This is a genomic window from Micromonospora sp. SL1-18 (assembly GCF_047921505.1).
In the GTDB taxonomy this organism is placed as follows: Bacteria; Actinomycetota; Actinomycetes; order Mycobacteriales; family Micromonosporaceae; genus Micromonospora.
In genome coordinates this window covers 122,032-129,145 of record NZ_JBLROA010000013.1, presented here as the reverse complement: position 1 = coordinate 129,145, position 7,114 = coordinate 122,032, and the positions used below count along the sequence as shown (strand labels likewise).

At 73.6% G+C, this 7,114-nt stretch carries 7 protein-coding genes and 1 pseudogene; 4 read left to right on the top strand and 4 right to left on the bottom strand.

Features of this window, described 5'->3' with window-relative positions:
- Nucleotides 1-99 precede the first annotated feature (99 nt).
- Complete coding sequence (proB, locus tag ACNAW0_RS09215; RefSeq protein WP_416287303.1) at nucleotides 100-1,209, bottom strand: glutamate 5-kinase; 1,110 nt, start codon at nucleotides 1,207-1,209, stop codon at nucleotides 100-102.
- A 61-nt stretch (nucleotides 1,210-1,270) separates the two neighbouring features.
- Here proB and ACNAW0_RS09210 point away from each other — a divergent pair, with 61 nt between their 5' ends.
- The gene (locus tag ACNAW0_RS09210) at nucleotides 1,271-1,582 is read left to right on the top strand and encodes an MGMT family protein (protein WP_416287302.1); all 312 of its coding nucleotides are present in this window, start codon (nucleotides 1,271-1,273) and stop codon (nucleotides 1,580-1,582) included.
- A 99-nt stretch (nucleotides 1,583-1,681) separates the two neighbouring features.
- Here the strand turns inward: ACNAW0_RS09210 and ACNAW0_RS09205 are convergent, their stop codons facing one another.
- Nucleotides 1,682-2,866, bottom strand: a complete 1,185-nt coding sequence (locus tag ACNAW0_RS09205) for a hypothetical protein (protein ID WP_416287301.1) — start codon at nucleotides 2,864-2,866, stop codon at nucleotides 1,682-1,684.
- Entirely contained in the window at nucleotides 2,859-3,419 is a 561-nt protein-coding gene (locus ACNAW0_RS09200) for a SigE family RNA polymerase sigma factor (RefSeq protein ID WP_416287300.1), read from the bottom strand. The genes ACNAW0_RS09205 and ACNAW0_RS09200 overlap by 8 nt, the downstream gene beginning before the upstream one ends.
- 137 nt (nucleotides 3,420-3,556) lie before the next feature.
- Here ACNAW0_RS09200 and ACNAW0_RS09195 point away from each other — a divergent pair, with 137 nt between their 5' ends.
- Nucleotides 3,557-4,132: an NADH-quinone oxidoreductase subunit B gene (locus tag ACNAW0_RS09195; protein WP_091198432.1), complete on the top strand. Its 576-nt coding sequence runs from the start codon at nucleotides 3,557-3,559 to the stop codon at nucleotides 4,130-4,132.
- Between the two features lie 24 nt (nucleotides 4,133-4,156).
- Here the strand turns inward: ACNAW0_RS09195 and ACNAW0_RS09190 are convergent, their stop codons facing one another.
- Nucleotides 4,157-5,203, bottom strand: a complete 1,047-nt coding sequence (locus ACNAW0_RS09190) for a glucose 1-dehydrogenase (RefSeq protein WP_416287299.1) — start codon at nucleotides 5,201-5,203, stop codon at nucleotides 4,157-4,159.
- A gap of 149 nt (nucleotides 5,204-5,352) precedes the next feature.
- On the opposite strand from ACNAW0_RS09190, the pseudogene ACNAW0_RS09185 reads away from it, so the two are divergent.
- Together ACNAW0_RS09185 and nuoH are read left to right on the top strand one after the other, a co-directional pair.
- Nucleotides 5,353-5,949: pseudogene (locus tag ACNAW0_RS09185) on the top strand (NADH-quinone oxidoreductase subunit C); the annotation flags it as partial.
- Between the two features lie 194 nt (nucleotides 5,950-6,143).
- Nucleotides 6,144-7,106, top strand: coding sequence for an NADH-quinone oxidoreductase subunit NuoH (gene nuoH / locus ACNAW0_RS09180; RefSeq protein WP_416287298.1), 963 nt, complete (start codon nucleotides 6,144-6,146; stop codon nucleotides 7,104-7,106).
- Nucleotides 7,107-7,114: the final 8 nt, after the last annotated feature.

The window sequence follows — 7,114 nt, the reverse complement described above, 5'->3', positions numbered from 1 at the left end:
CCCGATGCCCGTCGATGGTCTGGACGCGTTCAACCGGCGTCTGGTGCGGCACGGCCTTGCCCTCCTTGTTAACGCGAGGCGTTAACAAGGGGCCCCTGCTTACAGCAGCACCAGGTCGTCGCGGTGGACGACCTCTCGTTCGTAGGCCGGGCCCAGGGCCGCGGCGAGTTCCGAGGTGGAGCGGCCGAGCAGCCCGGGCAGCTCCAGCGCGTCGTAGTTGACCAGCCCCCGGGCGACCGGCGCGCCCGCGGTGTCCACCAGGTCCACCGGGTCGCCGGCGGTGAACGCTCCGTCTACGGCGGTGATCCCGGCCGGGAGCAGTGACTTGCGCCGCCCCACCACCGCCTGTACCGCACCCGGGTCGAGGTGCAGCCGGCCCCGGGGGGCGGTGGCGTGTGCCAGCCAGAACAGCCGGGCGGCCGGGCGCCGGCCGCTCGGGTGGAAGAAGGTGCCGACCGGTTCGCCGCGCAGCGCCCCGTCGGCCAGCGGCGCGGCGGTCAGCACCACGGGGATGCCGAAGCCGGTGGCGATCCGGGCGGCCTCGACCTTGGTCACCATGCCCCCGGTGCCCACCCCGGCCCGGCCCGCGCCGCCGACGTCGACGCCGGCCAGGTCGCCCTCGCCGTGGACCTCGGTGATCCGGGTGCTGCCCGGGCGGGCCGGGTTGCCGGTCCAGAGCGCGTCCACGTCCGACAGCAGCACCAGCAGGTCGGCGTCGACCAGCGCGGCGACCAGGGAGGCCAGCCGGTCGTTGTCGCCGAACCGGATCTCCTGGGTGGCCACCGTGTCGTTCTCGTTGACGATCGGCACCGCCCGCAGGTCGAGCAGCTTGCGCAGGGTCCGGTACGCGTTGCGGTAGTGCACCCGTCGGGTCACGTCGTCGACGGTGAGCAGCACCTGCCCGACGGTCAGACCGTGCCGGGCGAAGCTGGCCGCGTACCGGCCGATCAGCAGGCCCTGCCCGACGCTGGCCGCGGCCTGCTGGGTGGCCAGGTCGCGCGGGCGCCGGGCCAGGCCGAGCGGGGCGAGGCCGGCGGCGATCGCGCCGGAGGAGACCAGCACCACCTCGCGTCCGTCGGCGGCCAGCGCGCCCAGCGTGTCGACCAGCGCGTCGACCCGGGCGTCGTCCAGGCCGCCCGTCGCGGTGGTCAGCGAGGAGGAACCGATCTTGACGACGATCCGGCGGGCCGAGGTGACTGCTTCACGCACCCGACCATTCTGCGCGCTGCGGTCCGCCGGACCTTGGTGCGTTCCCATATCGTGGCAGCTCGTGACACCTGACGAGTACGTCGAGGCGGTGCTCGACCTGGTCGAGCGGATCCCGCCGGGCCGGGTGATGTCGTACGGGGCGGTCGCCGACGCGCTCGCCGAGCGCTCCGGGCGGGCCTCGGCCCGGCTGGTCGGCTCGATCATGGCCCGGTACGGGAGCGCGGTGCCCTGGCACCGGGTGGTCAACTCGGTCGGCCGGCTGCCGCCCGGGCACGAGCGGGAGGCGCGAGCCAGGTTGCGGGCCGAGGGCTGCCCGCTGCGCCCCTCAGGCGTGGACATGGCGGCGGCCTGGGCGCCGCAGCAGAGGATGTGACCCGGACCATGACCGGGAGCCTGACCCCGCAGGCGCACGCGGAGGGCCCGGAACCCTGCCGGACCCGGGCCCTCCGCGGGCTGGTGAGTCAGCGCGCGCTCAGCCCACCGCGCGCAGGTCGACGGTGTTGTCCTTCGGCCTCACGTCGCCCCAGTACCGGTCCTGGGAGTCGAAGTGGACGACCCGCAGGCTCATCGGACCGGTGTCCCCAGGGTCGATCAGGAACCGGAAGGTGTACGTCCGGTTCCCCCCGGCCCGCAGGCCGTCCAGCAGGCAGGCGTCGGACCCGGACTCCGGCACCATCCGGCACTGCGACAGGTCGCCGTCCGAGCGCTCCCCGATCGTGAAGAGGTTGCCGAAGCCGAGCCGAGGCACGTCCACCGGGCCCTTGTTGACCACGGTGACGCTTACCGAGCCGGTCCGTCTGCCGCTTGCGTCGGCCGAACCGAGGACGAGATCCCCCGCCGTCAGGGTGAGATCTGTCAGCCGCAGGCTCGCGAACTTCGTCGGCCCGGCCGTCTGGACGAATCGCGTGTCGGCCCAGGTGTACGCCCGCCACTGCTTCTGCGCCCACCACTCCGGTGTGTCGCAGCAGGGCTGGATGTCCGCCACCTGGACCCGGACCCGCCCGTCCGCCTCGACCGTGAAGTCGGTGATGTCAGCCATCCCCTCGCGGGTACCGATGACCCGGCCCATGGTGATGATTCGCTCCTGCTCATCCCGGTCGAAGGCCACCACCTGCTTCGCCAGGGCCTCGCCGTACCGGCAGGCAACCAGGGCGACCGTCTCGGTGGCGCCGTCGCCGTCCAGGTCCCCGTAGCGGAGGTCGCCTTGGAGCTGAGGCAGGTAGTCATGATGCGGCTCGCGCAGGCGGACGTTGTCGGTGGTACAGGTCTTCGGGACGTACGACGGCCAGCTCGGCAGGTCGACGCGGGCGGCGAGGAGCTGGGCCCGGCTGATCCGACCATCCGGTGCGCCCGGGGTGGGACTGGCCACGCTCGGCGTCGCGGACGGGGTCGGCGACGGGGCGGTCACCGACGGGGCCGGGTCCGCGGTCTCGGCCGGCACCGACGGGGGGCCGGTGCGCCCCAGGATCGCGTTGGCCGCGACCGGGATCGCCACGGCGAACGCCACGACGACCGCGGTGGCGAGCGCCGCGCGCCGACGCCGCCGGCGTACGGTCCGCCGCACGGTGTCCGGGCCGGCCGGGTACACGGCGGGTGCGTACGCCGTGCGGAACGCGGCGAACTCGCCGCTGACCAGGGTCTCGTCGTGCTCAGTCATGGTCGTTCACCCCGTTCGTGGTGGTCAGCTCGGCGGCCAGTGCCGTTCGGCCCCGGTGCAGCCAGGACTTGACCGTGCCTTCCGGCACTCCCTCCTGCCGGGCGATCTGCGTGACGGAGAGATCGGCCAGGTAGTGCAGCACCACCGCGCGGCGCTGGCCGGTCGGCAGCTGTGCCAGGGCGGCGGTCAGCGCCACCCGGTCCGGCCCCGGCCCCGGCACGTGCTCCTCCCGCTGGCGCCGCAGCCAGGACTGGGCGGTCCGCAGCCGGCGCCAACGGCTGGTGGCAAGGTTCCAGGCGACCCGGCGTACCCAGGCCACCGGGTCGTCGTACCGGGACACCCGGGACCAGCGGGCGAATGCCCGGCAGAATGCCTCCTGGACCAGGTCCTGCGCCTGCGCCAGGTCACCGCAGTAGGCGGCGAGCTGGAGCGTCAGCGACCGGAATTGCGCATGGTAGAGCCCGTCGAAGTCGATCCCCTCGGACGGTTCCGGCCAGCCCGCTGTCCCCTCGGGCGGCGGCTCGTCGCGCCGAGGCTCCCTCGTCATCGTCATCCGATCCTCCCCGTGCATACCGACTGTTGGTGCAGCCATGCCGGTCACACGCGTCGATGTCGGCAATGGTTGCGCCGGTCGTCGCCTCGGACACTGTGGTTGACTGTCATGTCGGAGACAGGCGAGGGGGGCTCGAGGTGCAGTTGCCGGCCGTGCTCGGCGAGCCGATCCGGTTCGTGCTGAACTGGGGCCGCCGCTACTCGCTCTGGGTGTTCAACTTCGGGCTGGCCTGCTGCGCCATCGAGTTCATCGCCACCAGCATGGGCCGGCACGACTTCATGCGGCTCGGGGTGATCCCGTTCGCCCACGGCCCCCGGCAGGCCGACCTCATGGTGGTCTCCGGCACGGTCACCGACAAGATGGCGCCGGCGATCAAGCGGCTCTACGACCAGATGCCCGAGCCGAAGTACGTCATTTCCTTCGGCGCCTGCTCCAACTGCGGCGGCCCGTACTGGGACTCGTACTCGGTGACCAAGGGGGTCGACCAGCTCATCCCGGTCGACGTCTACGTGCCCGGCTGCCCGCCGCGCCCGGAGGCGCTGCTGCACGGCATCCTCCGCCTGCAGGAGAAGATCGCCGCCGAGGAGTCGGGTCTCGGCGGGGTACCCCGCCCCGATCGGCTCGCCCCGCCGGTCGACCCGCGGCCCGCGGAGAGCACGCCGCGCCCGGTCGAGTCCCTCACCGCGCCACCGGTACGTCCGCCGGCCGGCTAGGTCGCCCTTTTCGCGAGCCTGGCCTCACCGTTCGAAGTCCAGCACCACCTTGATGTCCGCAGCAGTGGAGGTGTACGCCTCGGCGTACGACGAGACCGGCACCCGGCGGGTGATCAGCGCGCTCAGCCAGGACTGGTCGGCGCGGGCGAGCGCCTCGGCGGCCAGCTCCCAGTGGCGGCGGTTGGCGTTCACCGAGCCGAAGACCACCGTGTTTTCCAGCACCAGCTCCCGGTTGAGCGCGCCCGCGTCGAAGTCGATGGTCCGGCCGCCGCTGGACACGCCGGTGAGACAGACGATGCCGGACGCTCCGGCCTTGCACATGGTGCCCAGCACCACCGAGGGCGCGCCGGTGCACTCCACCACCACGTCCGGCGCGAAGTCCAACTCGCTCACCGACGAGGTGTGGTACGTCGCGCCGAGCGCCCGGACCAGTTCCGGTTTCGGCCCGGTCGTGGCCCGGTCCAGCACGTGCACGGACAGCCCGCGCTGGGTGGCCAGCAGCGCGGCCAGCAGGCCGATCGGGCCGGCCCCGGTGACCAGCACGCTGTGCGGCTTCCACTCGGCCCGGTTGCCGATCCGCTCGATGTGGTCCCACGCCTTCGCCACCACGCTGGCCGGCTCCAGCAGCATGCCGACCGGGGCGAGCACCGGGTCCAGACCGACGGCGAACTTCGGCTGCACCCGCCAGCGCTCCCGGGCGAAGCCGGGCAACGCCTTGATGCCGTGCTCGGTGTACTGGCCGTTGCGGCACATGTCCCACTCGTCGACCGCACAGTTCGGGCAAGGCACCGGGTCCGGATGCCGGACGATGCCGGCCACCAGATCGCCGGGTTGCAGGGTGCCCGTCGGGTCCTGCAGCACCCGGCCCAGCGACTCGTGCCCGAGCACGAGCCGTTCCTGGCCGGGCGGCGCCTCGCCGTACGCGCCGGCGATGATCTCGTGGTCGGTCCCGCAGATCCCCACCGCGAGCGCCTCCACCAGGATCGCGCCCTCCTCCGTGGCCGGCTCGGGCCACTCCTCGATCAGCCGCAGCGAGTCGGGGACCCCGGGAGCCACAGTCACAGCGCGCACGCTGCTCATCTTTCCCCGCCGGACGGGTGCCTGCCGGGTAAAGCGGCGGATCCCGGCCGGGGCCGCCGGTGGCGTCGGCGACGGGCATGCCCAGCGGGGGCGCGGGCGGCCCGACACGGGTACGGGCCGGCGGCCATAGGATCAGCGGCATGACTCCGGACGAGATCGGCCAGCGGGCGGTCGCCCTGCTCGCGCCCGTCGAGGCCACCGCGTCGGTGTCCGGCGGTCAGCGGCACGCCCGCGCCACGGTCGACGTACCCCCGACGAGCTGGCGGGACGCGGTGCGCGCGGCGCGTGACGACGCCGAGCTGCACTGTGACTTCTTCGACTGGCTGTCGGCGGTCGACGAGCTGACCGAGGGCTTCGACGTGGTGGCCCACCTCTGGTCGACGCGGCACCGGCACGGGCTGTTGCTGCGTACCCGGGTGCCCCGGGAGGCGCCGGTGGTGGCGTCCGTGGTCGACCTCTTCCCCGGCGCGGCCTGGCACGAGCGGGAGACGTACGAGATGTTCGGCGTCGCGTTCGACGGCCACGGCGAGCTGCGCCCGCTGCTGCTGCCGCCGGAGTTCGAGGGGCACCCGCTGCGCAAGGAGTTCGTGCTCGCCTCCCGGGTGGCCAAGCCCTGGCCGGGCGCGAAGGAGCCGGGCGAGTCGGAAGCCGGCGGCGGCCGCCGGCCGATGCGGCCGCCGGGCGTGCCGGCGCCGGGCGAGTGGGGAACCACGCCCACGCCCGCCGGTGCCGCCGGGGTGGGGGAGGGACCCCGTGGGGGTACGCCCGCCCGCCCGGCCCGGGAACGCCCCGCCCGTCCCGCCCCGGGCGAACGCCCGACCCGGCCGACGGCGGTCGAGCGCCCGGCCCGGCCGACGCCGGGTGAGCGGCCGACCGGCCCGCCCCGGCAGGAGCCCGCCGCCGGACCCGGACCCGAGGAGGGGAGCGCCTGATGCCCGCCTGGCTGGAGCTGGTCCTGCGGGTGGTGGGCGTGCTGGTCGCCTTCCTCGTCCTGCCGCTGGTCGTGGGGCAGACCGAGCACAAGGTCATGGCGCACATGCAGGGCCGGCTCGGCCCGATGTACGCGGGTGGCTTCCACGGCTGGGCGCAGCTCGTCGCCGACGGCATCAAGTTCGTGCAGAAGGAGGATGTCACCCCGCGGGACGCGGACCGGGCGGTGTTCCGGCTGGCGCCCGCGGTGGCCCTGGTGCCGTACCTGCTCGCCCTGCTGGTGATTCCGCTCGGCCCGGGCGACCTGGTCGGGCAGCCGCTGGACATCGGCCTGTTCTTCGTGCTGGCCGTGGTCGGCATCGGGGTGCTGGCGGTGCTCATGTCGGCCTGGGCCTCGGCCAACAAGTACAGCCTGCTCGGCGGGCTGCGCGGCGCCGCCCAGCTGCTCGGCTACGAGCTGCCGTTGGTGCTGGCGGCGGCGTCGGTGGCGATGGCGGCGGGGACGCTCAGCCTGCCCGGGATCGTCGAGGCGTGGCGGCCGTGGTGGCTGGTCTGGCAGGCGCCGGCGATGGCGATCTTCTTCGTCGCCGGGTTGGCCGAGATCCGCCGGCCCCCGTTCGACATGCCGGTGGCCGACTCCGAGCTGGTCTTCGGCTACATGACCGAGTACACCGGCCTGCGGTTCGCGTTCTTTCTGCTCGCCGAGTACGTCGGCATCGTGGTGATCGCCGCGCTGACCACCGTGCTGTTCCTCGGCGGCTGGCAGGGCCCGTTCGCGGACGCTCAGCTCGGCTGGCTGTGGACGCTGCTCAAGGTCTTCGCCGTCGCGTTCGTGATCATCTGGCTTCGGGTGAGCTACCCGCGCCTGCGCGAGGACCAGCTCCAGCGCCTCTGCTGGCTGGTGCTGGTCCCCCTGGCCCTGGCCCAGCTCGTCCTCACCGCCGCCGTCCGCCTCGCGATGTAAGGAGGGGC

What these genes read in the sequence shown, in the direction of transcription:
- ACNAW0_RS09205 (WP_416287301.1), bottom strand. Translation starts at nt 2,866, where the DNA reads ATGACTGAGCACGACGAGACCCTGGTCAGCGGCGAGTTCGCCGCGTTC.
- ACNAW0_RS09200 (WP_416287300.1), bottom strand. Translation starts at nt 3,419, where the DNA reads ATGACGATGACGAGGGAGCCTCGGCGCGACGAGCCGCCGCCCGAGGGG.
- nuoH (WP_416287298.1), top strand. Translation starts at nt 6,144, where the DNA reads ATGCCCGCCTGGCTGGAGCTGGTCCTGCGGGTGGTGGGCGTGCTGGTC.